11 protein-coding genes and 1 pseudogene are annotated in these 16635 nt (G+C 37.7%); all 12 read right to left on the bottom strand.

Going from position 1 to position 16635, the window contains the following annotated elements:
• Nucleotides 1-124 precede the first annotated feature (124 nt).
• The 12 genes and pseudogenes from htpG to ACZLXV_RS06125 all read right to left on the bottom strand — a co-directional run bounded on the left by htpG (nucleotide 125) and on the right by ACZLXV_RS06125 (nucleotide 16593).
• Nucleotides 125-2191 (bottom strand): molecular chaperone HtpG, encoded by a 2067-nt coding sequence (gene htpG / locus ACZLXV_RS06070; protein WP_482382814.1) that lies wholly within the window; start codon nucleotides 2189-2191, stop codon nucleotides 125-127.
• A gap of 230 nt (nucleotides 2192-2421) precedes the next feature.
• Nucleotides 2422-4461 carry a sialate O-acetylesterase gene (locus ACZLXV_RS06075; RefSeq protein ID WP_482382815.1) on the bottom strand — a complete coding sequence of 680 codons (2040 nt, stop codon included), beginning with the start codon at nucleotides 4459-4461 and terminating at the stop codon, nucleotides 2422-2424.
• Nucleotides 4462-4642: 181 nt separating this feature from the next.
• On the bottom strand, nucleotides 4643-7066 hold the full coding sequence (gene leuS / locus ACZLXV_RS06080; protein ID WP_022224770.1) for a leucine--tRNA ligase: 2424 nt from the start codon (nucleotides 7064-7066) through the stop codon (nucleotides 4643-4645).
• A gap of 44 nt (nucleotides 7067-7110) precedes the next feature.
• Nucleotides 7111-7611 carry a phosphatase PAP2 family protein gene (locus tag ACZLXV_RS06085; RefSeq protein WP_022224771.1) on the bottom strand — a complete coding sequence of 167 codons (501 nt, stop codon included), beginning with the start codon at nucleotides 7609-7611 and terminating at the stop codon, nucleotides 7111-7113.
• 97 nt (nucleotides 7612-7708) lie between these two features.
• Complete coding sequence (gene aspS / locus ACZLXV_RS06090) at nucleotides 7709-9505, bottom strand: aspartate--tRNA ligase (RefSeq protein WP_482382816.1); 1797 nt, start codon at nucleotides 9503-9505, stop codon at nucleotides 7709-7711.
• 251 nt (nucleotides 9506-9756) lie between these two features.
• Nucleotides 9757-9975, bottom strand: a pseudogene (locus ACZLXV_RS06095) (AAA family ATPase); the annotation flags it as partial.
• Between the two features lie 108 nt (nucleotides 9976-10083).
• Entirely contained in the window at nucleotides 10084-10752 is a 669-nt protein-coding gene (locus ACZLXV_RS06100) for an HD-GYP domain-containing protein (RefSeq protein WP_482382817.1), read from the bottom strand.
• 27 nt (nucleotides 10753-10779) lie between these two features.
• Entirely contained in the window at nucleotides 10780-12366 is a 1587-nt protein-coding gene (gene hemZ / locus ACZLXV_RS06105; protein ID WP_482382818.1) for a coproporphyrinogen dehydrogenase HemZ, read from the bottom strand.
• A gap of 8 nt (nucleotides 12367-12374) precedes the next feature.
• Entirely contained in the window at nucleotides 12375-13007 is a 633-nt protein-coding gene (locus ACZLXV_RS06110; protein ID WP_482382819.1) for an MBL fold metallo-hydrolase, read from the bottom strand.
• A 27-nt stretch (nucleotides 13008-13034) separates the two neighbouring features.
• Complete coding sequence (locus tag ACZLXV_RS06115) at nucleotides 13035-15353, bottom strand: RelA/SpoT family protein (RefSeq protein WP_022224776.1); 2319 nt, start codon at nucleotides 15351-15353, stop codon at nucleotides 13035-13037.
• A gap of 46 nt (nucleotides 15354-15399) precedes the next feature.
• On the bottom strand, nucleotides 15400-16371 hold the full coding sequence (locus ACZLXV_RS06120; RefSeq protein WP_482382820.1) for a C39 family peptidase: 972 nt from the start codon (nucleotides 16369-16371) through the stop codon (nucleotides 15400-15402).
• A 45-nt stretch (nucleotides 16372-16416) separates the two neighbouring features.
• Nucleotides 16417-16593 carry a hypothetical protein gene (locus ACZLXV_RS06125; protein WP_022224778.1) on the bottom strand — a complete coding sequence of 59 codons (177 nt, stop codon included), beginning with the start codon at nucleotides 16591-16593 and terminating at the stop codon, nucleotides 16417-16419.
• Between the last annotated feature and the right edge of the window lie 42 nt (nucleotides 16594-16635).

Genomic DNA, 16635 nt, shown 5'->3' on the forward strand with positions numbered 1-16635 from the left:
AAAATGACCAACAGTCAATATCAAATTTGACTGTTGGTCATTTTTATCAAAAACACACAAAAAGTGTTTATTTAAGCTTGTTATTCTATCAATAAGTCACAAAACTTTCACAATTTAAAATTCTTTATTTAGCAAGCAGAAGCATAATCTCATTACTTCTGTTCACGAACTCAGTCATTTCCTCTGCTTTAAGGGGATGATTTGCGAGCACTGCAAGGTCATAAAGCTGTTTACAGAACATATCAACATTTTCTGCTTCCTTATTATTAAGAATGTACTGCACAAGTTTATTTGAAGAGTTGAGCACAAGTGTCTCTGAGTCTCCAAACATATCCATTCCCATTCCGCCTGCACTGTACATCTTCATCATATCCTGCATACGGCGTGTTTCCTCTGAAAGTGTAAGCATTGATGATACACTTTCATTTTTAAGCTTCTCAACTTTGACTTCAAGCTTATCTTTTCCAAGTGCTTTCTTAAAGATTTCGCTAAGTTCCTCAGTTTCTTTCTTGAGTGTCTCCTCGTCAGCATCATCTTTCATTGTATCGTTAAGTCCTGCATCTATACGCTTAAAGCTTACCTTTAAATCACCCTGTTCAAGCTGTGATATAAATGCCTGGTCAATATTATGGCTTAATATAACGGCATTTATATTCTGTTCCTTAAACATGTTGACATACTGGCTCTGCTGCTGCATATCAGTTACATAGTAAACTGTTGTCGGTTCTTCCTCTTTGTCACCGTCCTTATTTTCCTGAGCATTCTCTTTATCTGCATCCTCTGTCTTGGCATCCCCATCTTCGTCTGCTTTAACAGCGTCAACATATTCAGGCAATGTAATATACTTGTCATTTAAGTCCTTGAATATGATATAATCTGACATCTTCTCTCTGAATTTGTCATCTTTTAAACAGCCGTATTTTATAAATGGACTTATATCTTCCCAATATTTCTCATAATTTTCTTTGTCAACTTTATACATTCCTGAAAGCTTGTCAGCAACCTTCTTTGTAATATAGTCAGAAATTTTCTTTACAAATCCGTCATTCTGTAATGCACTTCTTGAAACATTAAGTGGAAGGTCAGGACAGTCAATAACTCCTTTAAGAAGCATTAAAAATTCCGGAATTACTTCCTTAATGTTGTCAGCTATAAATACCTGATTGTTGTAAAGTTTTATAACCCCCTCAAGATTATCATACTCTGTATTAACCTTAGGGAAATATAAAATTCCTTTAAGATTAAACGGATAATCCATATTCAAATGAATCCAGAAAAGAGGCTCTTTGTAGTCATTGAAGACCGATCTGTAAAATTCCTTGTATTCATCATCTGTACAATCGTTTGGATGTTTCATCCAAAGCGGTGTTGTTGTACTGATTGAAACAGGTCTCTTGTTAATCTTGACCTTTTCCTTGCGCGGAGATACTTCGACAACCTCTTTTTCTCCGTTTTCATTTTCTCTCTCTTCTGTCTTTGCTTCCTCAACAATGTTTTCAACTACAACATCATCTTCACGGAGTTCTTCTTTATCTATTGTCTCATATTCCTGCTCGGCTCCTTCTTTTGAAAGGAATATCTCTACAGGCATAAATGAACAATATTTTGTAAGAACTTCTCTTACACGGTACTCATTTGCAAATTCAAGACTGTCCTCTGATAGATAAAGTGTAATAGTTGTTCCAACCTCTGATTTGTCACCTTCTGACATCTCGAAATTGATACCGCCTTCTGACTCCCAGCGTACAGGTGTCGCACCCTCTTTCCATGATAATGTATCTATTGTAACTCTGTCAGCTACCATAAATGCAGAATAAAATCCAAGACCAAAGTGTCCGATAATCTGCTCTTCATTTGCCTTATCCTTATATTTTTCAAGGAAATCAGTAGCTCCTGAGAATGCAACCTGATTTATGTATTCATCAACTTCATCCTCTGTCATACCAAGACCCGTATCTGTAAATGAAATGCTCTTTCCTTCAGTATCAACAACGACCTGAATACTTGCCTTATAATCATCAGGTATTGTATACTCTCCCATAATATCAAGTTTTTTAAGTTTTGTGATGGCATCACATCCGTTTGAAACAAGCTCACGAATGAAAATATCATGGTCTGAATAAAGCCATTTCTTTATAATCGGAAACATATTTTCTGATTCAATTGATAAACTGCCTTTTCTGCTCTGCATAATAAAATCTCTCCTTTACTCACATAATCTTTAAAATATTATCTGTCCCTTTTGTCACTGTCTTTAAAGGACTATCATTTACATATTTAAATTCAGTTAGCAATCATCATTATAGACTGCTAACAATTCTCACAATGAGTATAATAATACGGGTATCAAAAAATGTCAAGACAAAATTAGCACTCTTTTTAAAAGAGTGCTAATTTTTTTATAATTTTTATTCTATTATATTATAATAATGTTGTAACTTCTCCGATAACTTTCTCGCCACCGTTTCCGTCCGCATCATATGCCGTTACCGCATATTCATATGTCTTGCCCGACTCTGCGAAAATGTCATTATATGACTGAGCTGTCTTCTTATCAAGCCTTGCAATATATGACCACTTTTTAGTTCCTTTCTCTCTCCTGTAAACATTACAGTAAGATGTATAGGAATTTGCTTTCCAGCTTATCTTTACACCATCTTCATCAGCATAAAGTTCCTTTATTGGTGCTGTTGAATTTTTTGAATATACCGTAAATTTCTTTTTTGTTTTTCCTACTGAAAACAAAAGTTTAGCGTTAAAGACTTTATTTTCTTTAAATTTTACTTTCCATTTGTCATATGATATTACTTCATGTTTCCTCTGAATGGCAAGTTTCTTTGACTTCCATGCCGGGAATACCTTTACAACAACATTCATATTTTTAACGGCTGTTCTGTTTATTGAACTTATGTCTTTATATCCGTCTTTTCCAACAACCTTAATTTTTGTTGTTGCCGACGGTCTGCTCGCATATCCTAAAGCATAACATATGTTGTTTGCCGCATCTCTTCCGAGTTCATTGTACGCAAGCTGTGTGTAATGTATCGTACTGTGAATCTGACTGAGAGATGTTGGCAGTTTTAATGAGCCTTTTCTTGTTTTATTCTGCTGTGTATATTTTGCATCCGTGCCATATTTATTTTTAAAATAACTTTTTACTGAACTGTTTTTAAGCCATACTTCCGACAACTGGCTTGCAAGGAATATGTCTTTATATGCATTTTTACTTGAATTGCACATATAATACTGAGCTTTTCTAGGTCCTGTAAGTTCAAGGTCTGCAAGTGAAGTAGGTTTTCTATGTGACCTTACCATCAATATTCCTGCAAACTCAAGACTTTTATGAACATACTTATAACTGGCAGCCTTGCTTCCTCTAAGCTGTGTTTTAAATGCTCTATGCATTTTAATAAAGTAATTGAGATAATCTCCCGCATTCATCTTGAAATCCTGTTCACCCTGAAGCCAAAAGTATCCTTTATGGCTCAACGTATAATGTCCGGCTTTTATCTCTTTGTTTAAGGTTCTCTCACATGCCTTGTATAACGCAACTGCCTGCCAGAAGTTATTATCGGCACCTTTCTTAGGAAGCCATGTTGTAATTGAACTTCCTCCATGTGCCGCATTCACAACCCAGACTTTCTCTTTAAGCTTTTTGACCCACTGATCAGCCAAAGCACTGTCTATGCCTGACTTTCCGGAAGCTGTTGCAGTTGCAGTAAGATTGTTTGTCCTGCACCACTGATTTTGTGAACTGTTGTCTGTAAGTGTATTAGGTACAAACTTGGATGCATTTTTCACTGAAAGAGGTGAAGAAGCTGTTGACCAGTTTCCGACATTTGCATAATGGCTTCTGCATGAAGGTCCATATGTGCTGTATACTTTTCCGGCATAATTTAATATCGTGTTGTTTGTATATTCAGCCTTTGACTTATCGTCACTGTGGCTTCCCTCCATATTACTCTGTCCCACAAGTAATAAAAGACTTATCTTTGCCGGCTTTACATTTATGCCATATGTAGTTCCGTCAACAAGCTCAACAACTGCTTTTCCACAACCAACAGCAAAAACTTTCTTTTTATTGCTGTTAGCAACACTTATAACTTTTGTATCTTTTTTTCCTGTTTTAACCTTTGTTGATGTCACACTTTCAGTCTCAACTCTTCTTACTTCCTTTGAAAAAGTATATCTGTCATCATACTTTAACTGAAGTTTCTTCTTTGTTTTTTCATAACTTACAAGCGGCGGAAGTTTAGTAGGTTCCGGCTCCTCAGTTTCACTCGGCTGCAATGTCTCAGACGGCTGTGCTGTCTCACTTGGTGCTGCCGTAGCCGAAGGTTCCGGCGTACTGAATGCCGCATCATCTTCTGCCGATACAGATAAACTGTTGAAACTGTACCCTGCAAAGCCCAATGCGAAACAAATTACTGCCAAACAAAAATATTTTTTTATAAATCTCATAATAATACTTTTTCCCTATCCCTTTACTTAAAATACACGAGCCGGATGCAGTTAGAACATACCACATTTTTTCTCGACTCGTGCTTAATTTATGACCGATATTACATCAGATATCTTATGTTTTCTGCCATGTGCTTATAATAAATGGCTAATATGTCATTTCAATGACTTTTTTGCATTATCATTTTGCTACAATATTTACAATTCTTCCCGGAACGTAAATTTCTTTTATGATATTCTTTCCGTCAAGTCTGTCCCCAAGTGCTTCTTTTGCTCTCACAAGAACATCATCTTTAGCATCATCTTTTCCGATTGAAAGTGTAACCTTTGTCTTTCCGTTTATCTGAACTGCTATCTCTACAGTTGACTCAACGGTTTTTGCCTCTTCGTACTCAGGCCATGACTGCTCATAAAGTCTTCCATTTCCACCTATTATCTCCCAGATTTCCTCTGTAATATGCGGTGCAACAGGATTGAGAAGTGTTATGAGTGTCTTATACTCACCAAGTGTAATACTGTTTTTCTTATAAAAATCATTTATAAGTGCCATCATTGCAGCAATCGCAGTGTTATATTTAAGATTTTCAAAGTCACTGCTTACTTTCTTTATTGTCTGATGCATTTTTGTCTCAATGTCTTTTGAATATCCCTCATTGCTCTTGTCAAGCATTGTCTGAAGTTTCCATACTCTGTCAAGGAAACGGCGGCATCCTTTTACACCATCGTCAGACCATGATGCACTAAGGTCGAATGCTCCGATAAACATCTCATAAGTACGAAGTGTATCTGCACCATACTCTCTTACAATATCATCAGGATTTATAACATTTCCGCGTGATTTACTCATCTTTTCGCCGTTTTCACCGAGAATCATACCATGTGAAGTTCTCTTCTGATATGGTTCCGGAGTAGGTACAACTCCCTCATCATAAAGGAATTTATGCCAAAAACGTGAATAGAGAAGATGGAGTGTTGTATGCTCCATACCACCGTTGTACCAATCAACAGGAAGCCAATATTTAAGTGCCTCAGGACTTGCAAGTGCCTCTGTATTATCAGGGTCTGTGTATCTTAAGAAATACCATGATGAACCTGCCCACTGTGGCATTGTATCTGTCTCTCTCTTTGCAGGACCTCCACAGCAAGGGCATGTTGTGTTTACCCAGTCTGTCATTGCGGCAAGTGGTGACTCTCCGTTGTCAGTAGGCATATAACTGTCTACCTCAGGAAGTAAAAGCGGAAGTTCACTCTCATCAAGAGGTACATAACCACACTTATCACAATGTACAATCGGAATAGGCTCTCCCCAATATCTCTGTCTTGAGAATACCCAGTCACGAAGTTTATAATTTACCTTGCGGTTACCAATCTTTTTCTCTGTAAGGAAATCTTTTACCTTTTCCTTAGCTTCTTCAACTGTAAGTCCTGTGAGGAAACCTGAATTTATCATCTTTCCTGTAGCAACATCAGTAAATGCAGCCTCGTCAATATCTACAGGACCTTCACTTCCCTCTACAACCTGAATCATAGGAAGTGAGAATTTCTTTGCAAATTCCCAGTCACGGTCATCATGTGCAGGAACAGCCATAATTGCACCTGTTCCGTATGTCATAAGTACATAATCTGATATCCAGATCGGAATCTCAGTATCATTTATAGGATTTATTGCCTTAAGTCCGTCAAGTACAACACCTGTCTTGTCCTTTGCAAGCTCTGTACGCTCAAAATCAGACTTTCTCGCAGCCATCTCTCTGTATTCCACAATGGCATCCCAGTTTTTGATTTCATCTTTGTATTTGTCAATAATAGGATGCTCAGGCGATACTACCATATATGTTGCACCAAAAAGTGTGTCTGGTCTTGTTGTATAAACACGAAGTTTATCTTCTTTATCCTTAATTCTGAAATCTACTTCTGCACCTTCTGATCGTCCTATCCAGTTTCTCTGTGAAGTCTTTACTCTCTCGATGTAATCTACATCATTCAGTCCCTCTAAGAGCTTGTCAGCGTAGTTTGTTATCTTAAGCATCCACTCGCTCTTAACTTTACGAACAACAGGTGAACCACATCTCTCACATACGCCGTTTACAACTTCCTCATTGGCAAGTCCTACTTTACAAGATGTACACCAGTTAATAGGCATCTCTTTCTTATATGCAAGTCCGGCATTGAAAAGTTTAAGGAATATCCACTGTGTCCACTTATAATAATCAGGGTCAGTTGTATTTATCTCTCTGTCCCAGTCAAATGAATATCCAAGCGAATGAAGCTGCTCTTTAAATCTTGCCACGTTCTTCTTTGTTACTTCCTTTGGATGAACTTTATTCTTGATTGCATAGTTTTCAGTTGGAAGACCGAACGCATCCCATCCCATCGGATACAATACATTGTATCCCTGCATTCTGCGCTTTCTTGCTACTATATCAAGAGCCGTATATGGGCGGGGATGTCCTACATGAAGTCCCTGTCCTGATGGATAAGGAAACTCTACAAGTGCATAAAACTTTGGCTTTGTGTAATCATTTTCTGTCTTGAAAGCCTTCTCATCATCCCATATCTTCTGCCATTTCTTTTCCACCGTATGATGGTTATACATCTCTGCCATTTCTACCTCATTTCTGCATCTAAACAAATGCTAAAATCTATATTCTAAATCAAAAAAATAAACATTGCCATGCTGCAAACAAATCCTATAACTGCTCCGGCAGCAACATCTTTAGGAAAATGTACTCCTGTTATTACTCTTATAACTGCAAGAAACAATCCCATCACCAATATGACAGTTCCCAAAATCTTATTGATCACCCATATTGAACCGCCAATAACAAATATCGAAAACACATGACGGCTTGGAAATGAAAGTCCCTTTGTATTTTTATTTATGAGCGGTTTAAATCCATATAATTCATATGGTCTTTTCGCATTTATCTTTTCCCTGAATTTACTAAGCAGTACAAAAAATACTGCCGGAACTATAATAAGACCTGCGACAAGCTTATATTCCCTGCTGACAACAAGCCAGCCTATCTCAACAAAATATAAAAGAGCTGTCAATACCGTAAGTATCTTTCCAAATATATCTATAATTATCGGAATCGCTTTTTTGCTGCCAAGCAGTCCGATTATTTTTTCATATGTCTCTTTTTTCAAAGCATCCTCCGATTTCAGACAGCAGTCCAAAGTTATGGTCTGCTGCCCGCTAAACAATTATTTTTAAATCAATACCTTTTTTTAACGATTGTACAGCTTACTGCTCCTGCTCTGATTTTGAAACCTCAAGACAAAGCTCTTCAAGCTGCTTGTCATCAACAACATTAGGTGCATCAGTCATAAGACATGACGCATCCTTAATCTTAGGGAATGCGATAACATCTCTGATGCTGTCCTCATGTGCCATTATCATTACAAGTCTGTCAAGACCGTATGCAAGACCTGCGTGTGGAGGTACTCCATACTTGAAAGCATCGAGAAGGAAACCGAACTGTTCATGTGCTTTCTCATCTGTAAATCCAAGTGCTCTAAGCATCTTCTCCTGAACATCATCCTGATGGATTCGGATAGAACCACCACCAATTTCTGTTCCGTTAAGTACAATATCATATGCTCTTGCACGAACTTTCTCAGGATTTGACTCAAGATACTTGATATCTTCCTCAAAAGGCATCGTAAATGGATGATGCATTGCAAGGTATCTTCCCTGTTCTTCCGAATACTCAAATTCCGGGAACTCTGTTACCCAAAGGAACTTGTAAACATTCTTATCGAGAAGGTCGAGATTTTTGGCTATCTCAAGTCTCAAATTTCCAAGTACATCCCAGACAATCTTATTCTTGTCGGCAGCAAATAAAAGTAAATCTCCCGGTTCACCTTCCATTGCAGTAACAAGCGCCTTAAGCTCATCCTCAGTCATAAACTTCGCAAATGATGATTTATATGTTCCATCCTCATTTACTGCAAGATAAGCAAGACCCTTTGCTCCGAAATCTTTTGCAAACTTAACAAGTGCATCAATCTTCTTACGAGGCATGCCTCCCTGTCCTTTGGCATTGATACCTCGAACAGAACCGCCGTTTTCAAGTGCTCCCGTAAATACTCCGAATCCACAATCCTTTACGACATCCGAAACATCTTTTAATTCCATTCCAAAACGAAGGTCAGGCTTGTCAGAACCAAATCTATCCATAGCCTCCTGCCATGTCATTCTCTGAATAGGAAGTTCAATATCCACATCAAGTATTTTCTTGAAAAGTTTCTGTAAAAGTCTCTCATTTACATCCATGACATCATCTTCATCAACAAATGAAAGTTCCATATCAACCTGTGTAAACTCAGGCTGTCTGTCTGCTCTTAAATCCTCATCTCTGAAACATCTTGCAAGCTGGAAATATCTGTCATAGCCTGAACACATAAGAAGCTGTTTAAAAAGCTGTGGAGACTGTGGCAATGCATAAAATGTTCCCGGATGTACACGGCTTGGCACAAGATAATCTCTTGCTCCCTCCGGTGTACTCTTTGTAAGCATAGGAGTCTCTATCTCTAAAAATCCCTCATCTGCAAGGAACTGACGAATCAATGTTGCAACCTTACTTCTCATAATAAGATTTCTCTGAAGGTCAGGTCTTCTAAGGTCGAGATAACGATATTTTAATCTAAGTTCCTCTTTTGTTTTGCTGTCCGCTTCTATAGGAAACGGAGGTGTATCTGACTCTGAAAGAACACGAAGTTCTTCTGCACGAAGCTCTATAGCACCTGTGGCAAGATTTTCGTTGACCGCACCCGAACGTGCTGTAACTTTACCTTTTACTGCTATTACAAACTCACTTCTAAGCTTTTCTGCCTTTGCAAAATCGTCAGCATTTATCTCTCCATCTTCAAAAATAACCTGTAATATTCCTGAACGGTCACGCATATCAACAAAGATAATACCACCTTTATTTCTCTGCTTTTGAACCCATCCCATCATAGTGACTTCTTCACCAATATTTTTCTCACTTAATTCGGCACATCTGCAGGTACGCTTCATGCCTCTCATTGATTCAGCCATTTTCTCTAGTCCTCCAATAATTTCTATTGTCTTATATAAAAAACTCTCTAATCTAGCAGTATATCAGATTTTTTTGTGTTTGTGAAGTAGCGAGAATTGTATTTTTCATATGCTAAATTTTTAATCTAATGCCCCTATAAGCACCTCTTTCCCCTTAAACGCAAAACCATAGTGTCTGATATTCTCTTTCTTTACTCCACGTTTTATAAGTTCTGCTTCATAGCCTTTTTCTCTTATCTGATTTAATGCTGCATTACCGGATATGTTTCCTGCAATTTATGATATTTTTCTTCTTTCCAGATATCAAGACCCTCAAATAAATCACTCCTATTCCCGTATTTATTTGAGAAAAAACATTTTATCATGTCCATATTTAATGTCTTTCCAAAACGACGTGGACGTGTTATAAGTGTAACCTTATCTCTGCTCTCCCACCATTCCTTTATAAACGATGTCTTATCTATGTAAAAGCTTTTTTCATATTTCTTTTCATCTTTTTCATATACTTTTTATAATTGCTTTTCACATAAGCAGAAAGATATTCTATATTTACAATATAATCATATACTCCCCTGCTGTCAATAATTGCCTTTCAATGCTTCCTCTTCAAAAACCTTTAAATTTTCCATCTGTATTTCACTTGCCATATCCTGAAGATTTCTTATCTCAGGGAATTTATCATCATGAAATACTCTCTGGAAAGCCAGAAACACTTCCATATCATAATCTTCAACTTCATCTATCATTATAGCCATTGCCGTTTTCTTATCAAAAGCTTTTCTGTAACTTCTGTTAGTTATAAGTGCTGAAAATACATCACACGTTCTAAGTATCCTTGACATCTCTGGAATATCTGTCCCCTTTAAACCGTCAGGATACCCCGAACCGTCATAATTTTCATGGTGATGGTAAACAGCTTCTATTATATTTTCAGGATAATTCTCATCTCTCAAAATATCACGGCTGTATGCTGAATGCATTCTTACATACTTCATCTGCTCTACAACAAGCGTGTCGTCACTCTCATCTGAATAGACATACCTGTTAACCCTTAACTTTCCTATATCATGCAGCACTCCGGCAACCGCTATGTCATCACAGAACTTTTCGTCTTTTCCAAGTTCCTTTGATATAAGCACCGCCATATTACTCACTTCAAGTGCATGATGCATTTCTGAACATACCGTTTCCCGTATTTGTTTAGGAATACTATTATTTTCTAAAATTCTGTTAAAATAATTCTCCATAGTAAACTCCGTTTCTGCTTCTTTTCTCTAATCCTCAAACAAGCTTTGTTTCCTCTCTATCATCTCATCAACCCTTGATATATACGAGATAATATCCTTGACATTCTCACAGCGTTTAACCTTATCTTCGCCAAACTTCTTTTTCGTGCTCGCCCCGGCTCCTGCGGCAAGTATGGTCTGTTTCTCCTCCATTATAAGAATATTGTATATGCACTCTTTTCCTTTTCTCGCATATCCGATATTTTCCTGTCCACTGCTTCCAAAATGACCGGCTGAGTTTTTCTGTCTGTACATATAATAAGGTTCATACCCTTCACTTTTCGCAAATCTCTGACCTGTTTCAAGCATCTTTTCCATAAATGCTGCCTTATCATTTTCGGACAATGCACCATCTGTTTTGCAGGCATTTTTCTTTTCTTCTTCGTCGAGAACGCTGCGCAGCCTTGATGCTCTTTTTACAACAAGCGAATGAATTGTCAGGCTGTCGGGATTTAACTCTTTTATCTGTCTTAATGTATCTGAAAAATCATTTTCATCCTCTCCCGGAAGTCCGATTATCAAATCCATATTTATGTTGTCAAACCCTATCTTTCTTGCCATCCTAAAAGCTTCAACCGTCTGTTCAACAGTATGCTTTCTTCCTATGAGATTTAGTGTCTTTTGCTGCATTGTCTGTGGATTTACTGATATTCTCCTGACACCATGATTATACATTACTTCAAGCTTTTCTTTTGTAATACTGTCAGGTCTGCCTGCCTCTATTGTAAACTCATATCCAAGCTCCAACGGGAAATTATCTTTTATGCATTTTATAAGAGTGTCCAACTGTGTGGCTGTGAGCGTTGTCGGGGTCCCTCCTCCAACATATATGCTCGTCACTTTTTCATCTTTATAGACTGTCGCAAGATATCTGATTTCTTTTTCCAATGCCTCAAGATATTGTTCTGCCAGATACCCAAATTTTTCATACGGATATGATGTAAATGAGCAGTAAAGACATGTCGTCGGACAGAATGGAATGCCTATATAGAGACTGTAACCGTTCTCACAATCATGTTTTAAAAGCAGCTCCAGTTCTTTCGATGCAATATTCATTCCAAGTTCAATCTTCTCATCACTACAGCAATATGTAGTTTTAAGTTCATTTCTTACACTTTGGGCATCTTTGCCTGACAGCATTTCATTCATAACAATCTTTGTCGGTCTTACCCCTGTCATTGTTCCCCAAAGCGGTATAACTCTTTTTAATGAATGACCGGCTGATAATATTTCAGCCGGTATATCTCTAAGCTGCTCAAAAATGAGCTTTTTTAATACATTTTTATAATATGTCCTATACGGATGTGTCGTCTTATCTTTATTTTTATGCCAGTCTTTTGTTCCTGTTACTTCTTCTGTTCTTTTCAAACTGTAATCTTTGCAGACCACCTCAACACTTATCTGCTTCATTGAAAGACTTACATTTACAATAAGCAAAATATCTTCCGAATATCCGCCATCTTTTCTTTCCTCACCGCTTGCGGTTACAACACTTTTCTGTCCCGGAAAGAAACTGTTTACAAGAGCCTGTATCTCATAGTCAAAATCACGCTCCGATAAATTTATCTCTATCATAATAACACCTACTCAACTGCAAAAGGATTTAACATCTTTTCGTCTTTTATCGTGGTCATCATTCCATGTCCTGTATAAACCCTCACATAATCAGGCAATATAAATAATTTTTCCCTTATTGAACGGACTATCTCACTCATACTTCCCCCCGGAAAATCAGTTCTTCCTACTGACTGCTGGAACAATGTATCTCCTGAAAATAACATTCCGCTGTTTGTGAAATAATAACACATTCCACCTTTTGTATGCCCCGGTGTCAGAATACATCTGACTTTTTCTCCGAGAAGTTCTATCTCCTGACCGTCATTTAAATATTCGTCAGCTTCTACCTTAAATCCTGCCCCAAACTGCGATGAAAGATTTATGTCCGTATTTTGAAGTGTCTCTTTTTCTGCTGCCGCAGCATATACCTTTATATCATACTTTTCTCTTACCTCATCAACCGCACCGATATGGTCAAAATGACCGTGTGTAAGCAGTATTGCAACAGGTTTCAAATCTTTCTTCTCTATATAATCTATTATTCTTGCCGCCTCTTCTCCCGGGTCAACAACAACACAATTGCCATTCGTATCTGACAAAAAATAACAATTGGTCTGAACCGGTCCGACAACTCTGAAATCACATTTTAACTGACTCATCTGTTCTCTCCATTTCAATTTTTATATTTAAGCCTGTGTTCTCTGTATATCCTTGATACCCTCTATCTGTCTTACTTTCTTTGTAACTTCATGCAAAGCTTCAACACCGCGTATCGCAAATCCCACATTTATCGTTGCTATTCCCTGTTTGCTTGTTCTTATATTCATGGACTTTACATCTATCTTCATTTCAGTAAATACCTTTGTAATCTCAAGCAACAGACCCATTCTGTCATTTGCATAAATTATTATCTCTGCATCATAGAGTTCATTATCCTTGCCCTCAGAACTTACCTGCCATTCTGCCTCTATTATACGATGTCTGTCCGCTTCTGAAAGATTCATCATATTTATGCAGTCTGTTCTGTGAATGGAAACACCTCTTCCCCTTGTGACAAAACCTATTATCTCATCACCAGGAACAGGGTTACAGCATTTAGAAAATCTGACTGATACATCATCAATTCCCGCAACAACGATTCCGTTTTTAGAACGTACTGACGCAGCTTTATTCTGCTGTGTTCCGGTTACTGCATTGCTGCTGTTGACAGCTTCAAGTATATCTTTATCTGTAGGTGACGAAGGATTTTTCTTCTTGTATTCTGCCTGAAGTTTATTTATTACCTGACCTTCTTTTAAACCACCGTGCCCAATAGCTGCAAGCACTGAATCCCAGTCCTTAAAACCATACTTTTTCTTGCAGGCATCTGTATACTCAGGTCTGACTAAATCTGAAATCACAATACCCTGAGCTTTACAATAACTGTTGAGAAGTTCTTTTCCTTTTACTATATTCTCCTCTTTATACTGTGACCTGAACCATTGATTTATCTTGTTTTTCGCCTGTGTACTCTTTACAATTGAAAGCCAGTCCCTGCTAGGTCCTCTCGAATTCTGTGAGGTGATTATCTCAACTCTGTCACCGTTTTGTATCTTATATTCAATAGGAACAAGATTTCCGTTTACCCTTGCACCAACCATCTTATTACCGACAGCACTGTGCACAGCATACGCAAAATCTATAGGCGTTGAATCAGCCGGAAGATTTTTCACATCACCGTCTTTTGTAAAACAATATACATGGTCAGAGAACAAATCGAGGTCACTTTTTAACAGACTTAAAAATTCTTTATTGTCAGACATATCTCTCTGCCATTCAAGAATTCTTCTAAGCCATGCAAGTTTTTCCTCCTCGCTGTCAGCAGTATTGTGTCCGTATTGATTTTCTTTATATTTCCAATGTGCCGCAATACCGTATTCTGCTGTCCTGTGCATTTCATATGTTCTTATCTGGATTTCAAAAGGCTGTCCCTGAGGTCCTATAAGTGTTGTATGAAGCGACTGATAATTGTTCGGTTTAGGCATGGCAATATAATCTTTAAAATGCCCCGGAATAGGCTTATATATCTCATGAATAACACCAAGCGCAGTATAACAGTCCCTCTCGGTATCTACAATGATTCTTACGGCAAAAAGGTCATAAATCTGCTCAAGCTTTTTGTTCTGTGTTATCATTTTTTTGTATATGCTGAAATAATGTTTTGCTCTTCCGTCAATAGTTGCCTCTATGCCGGCTGCTTTTATATGCTTGTCAACTTCTGCAACAATCTGTTTTATAAATTCTTCACGTCTGACTCTTCCCTTGTCAAGTCTTGCCACAAGATTGTTGTATACCTCCGGTTCAAGATATCTGAATGCCAGATCGTCAAGCTCTACCTTAACTTTCGATATACCGAGCCTGTCTGCAATTGGCGCATAAATATCAAGCGTTTCTCTTGATTTCTCTTTCTGCTTTTCCGGTGTCTGATACTGCATTGTTCTCTGATTATGAAGTCTGTCGGCAAGTTTAATCAGAATAACTCGTATGTCTTTCGCCATTGCCAAAAACATTTTTCTTAAATTCTCTGCCTGTACCTCTACCTTATCGGCAACATAATTAAGCTGTGTAAGTTTTGTAACACCGTCAACCAAAAGTGCAACCTCGTCACCAAACTCAGCAGCAATCTCCTCACTCGTCATAACAGTATCTTCTACAACGTCATGAAGCATTCCTGCGACTATTGTCTCTTTATCAAGTTCCAGTTCTGCAAGAATAATACATACACAAACCGGATGAATAATATATGGCTCACCTGATTTTCTAAGCTGTCCGTCATGCGCTTTATATGCAATTTTATATGCCTTTTCTATCTGTGAAATATCTCCTGACGGATGATACTTCTTTATCATTGATATCAACTTGTCATAGAGAATCTGAGGGTCAGTAAAATCCTCAGGAATCATACTTGTTTTAAGTTCACCGTTGTCTATATTTAATTCCACATTTTTTTTCTCGCTATTATCCATATGCTGCCTCCATCCTGTGTAATATAATTTAAACTTGCATATCGTTTTAATCCTGAGAATAGCTCCATGCTGCTTTAATCTGTTTTACAACTCTCGCAACCTGCCATCTTCTCTTTGAATTTGCTATACTGTTCGGGTCATTTATAATAAGTCTTCCCTTGGAATCAATTCCTCTTATGACTATAAAATGTCCCTCTGTGGTGAAATCTCCCGGTGACATACTGCATATCATCGGTCTTTTCTGCTTCAATTCATTTTTTATTGCTGACGCATTTACTGATACTTTTCTGACTGAAAGTTCCAAATCCTTTGCTCCCTCAGTCATCAATGTCCATGACGTTCCCGTATCACTGTTATAATAATTGTTATTTGAACAATACTGAGCTATGTCTGCCGGTGTCATCGCCGTATCTTTGGTAATTCCTGCATATACCATTGCAAGACATGTAGGCCCGCAGCCATTTACCCCTATTATGGTATCTCCGTATTTTATATATCCCCATCTGCTGTCCCACTGCTGCAATAAAGGAATTCCGTTTCCAATCTCCTTTGCACTGAGTCTGCTCGTCGCCTCAGTGTCATTATCATGCTTTGGATAATTTGAGACAAAGTCTATCGTCTCCGGATTTTTTACTGCCAATTCCAAAAGCTTTTTAGGGTATTTGGATATATTCATGATTATATCATCAACACCATTGTATTTTCCCTGAATTTTTATCAGTTTATTGTAAACGTCCTCATAACCCTTTGGCACGTTTTCCGGTACACTCTCGGCTGTACTTTCAGGAGTCTTAGTCGGTATCATCGTTTCTACAACAGGCTTTTTTGTATCTTTCACCTGCTTTTTATCACTGCCGCCCGACGACATCACTCCTTTCACAATGGAAAAAATTCCAAACGCCGCCAGCAATATAACTATAACGAGAATGGTTCTGGCTATCATAACCTGCCTTTTTCGTTTTCTCCTGCGTATTCTCCGCTCTAAATATCTTCTATACTCAAGTTCATCGCGTGTCAATTTATCAAAGCCCCTCTCTTGATACCGTTGTACCATATCATATGACTACATTTCCTGTTCCATAAGCTTTTCCATAAGTTTATCAAATTCATCCGAAGTAATTTTCTCATCCTCAAACACATCTGTTATAAGCTCTTCAAGTTCATCCCATTCATATTTGCTTTTTCCGTCTTTTAATCTGTCTATTTCTTTATTCCAAAATGTATATCCTGTATCTGCCATAGTACCACTTCCTTAATATCTTTTTAAGTAATAATAATACAT

Source organism: Butyribacter sp. (genome assembly GCF_056818865.1).

Excerpts from the sequence above, each read along its gene's own strand:
- aspS (WP_482382816.1), bottom strand. The coding sequence starts at position 9,505 with ATGGCTGAATCAATGAGAGGCATGAAGCGTACCTGCAGATGTGCCGAA.
- hemZ (WP_482382818.1), bottom strand. The coding sequence starts at position 12,366 with ATGATAGAGATAAATTTATCGGAGCGTGATTTTGACTATGAGATACAG.
- leuS (WP_022224770.1), bottom strand. The coding sequence starts at position 7,066 with ATGGCAGAGATGTATAACCATCATACGGTGGAAAAGAAATGGCAGAAG.
- ACZLXV_RS06110 (WP_482382819.1), bottom strand. The coding sequence starts at position 13,007 with ATGAGTCAGTTAAAATGTGATTTCAGAGTTGTCGGACCGGTTCAGACC.
- ACZLXV_RS06075 (WP_482382815.1), bottom strand. The coding sequence starts at position 4,461 with ATGAGATTTATAAAAAAATATTTTTGTTTGGCAGTAATTTGTTTCGCA.
- ACZLXV_RS06125 (WP_022224778.1), bottom strand. The coding sequence starts at position 16,593 with ATGGCAGATACAGGATATACATTTTGGAATAAAGAAATAGACAGATTA.
- ACZLXV_RS06115 (WP_022224776.1), bottom strand. The coding sequence starts at position 15,353 with ATGGATAATAGCGAGAAAAAAAATGTGGAATTAAATATAGACAACGGT.
- ACZLXV_RS06100 (WP_482382817.1), bottom strand. The coding sequence starts at position 10,752 with ATGGAGAATTATTTTAACAGAATTTTAGAAAATAATAGTATTCCTAAA.
- htpG (WP_482382814.1), bottom strand. The coding sequence starts at position 2,191 with ATGCAGAGCAGAAAAGGCAGTTTATCAATTGAATCAGAAAATATGTTT.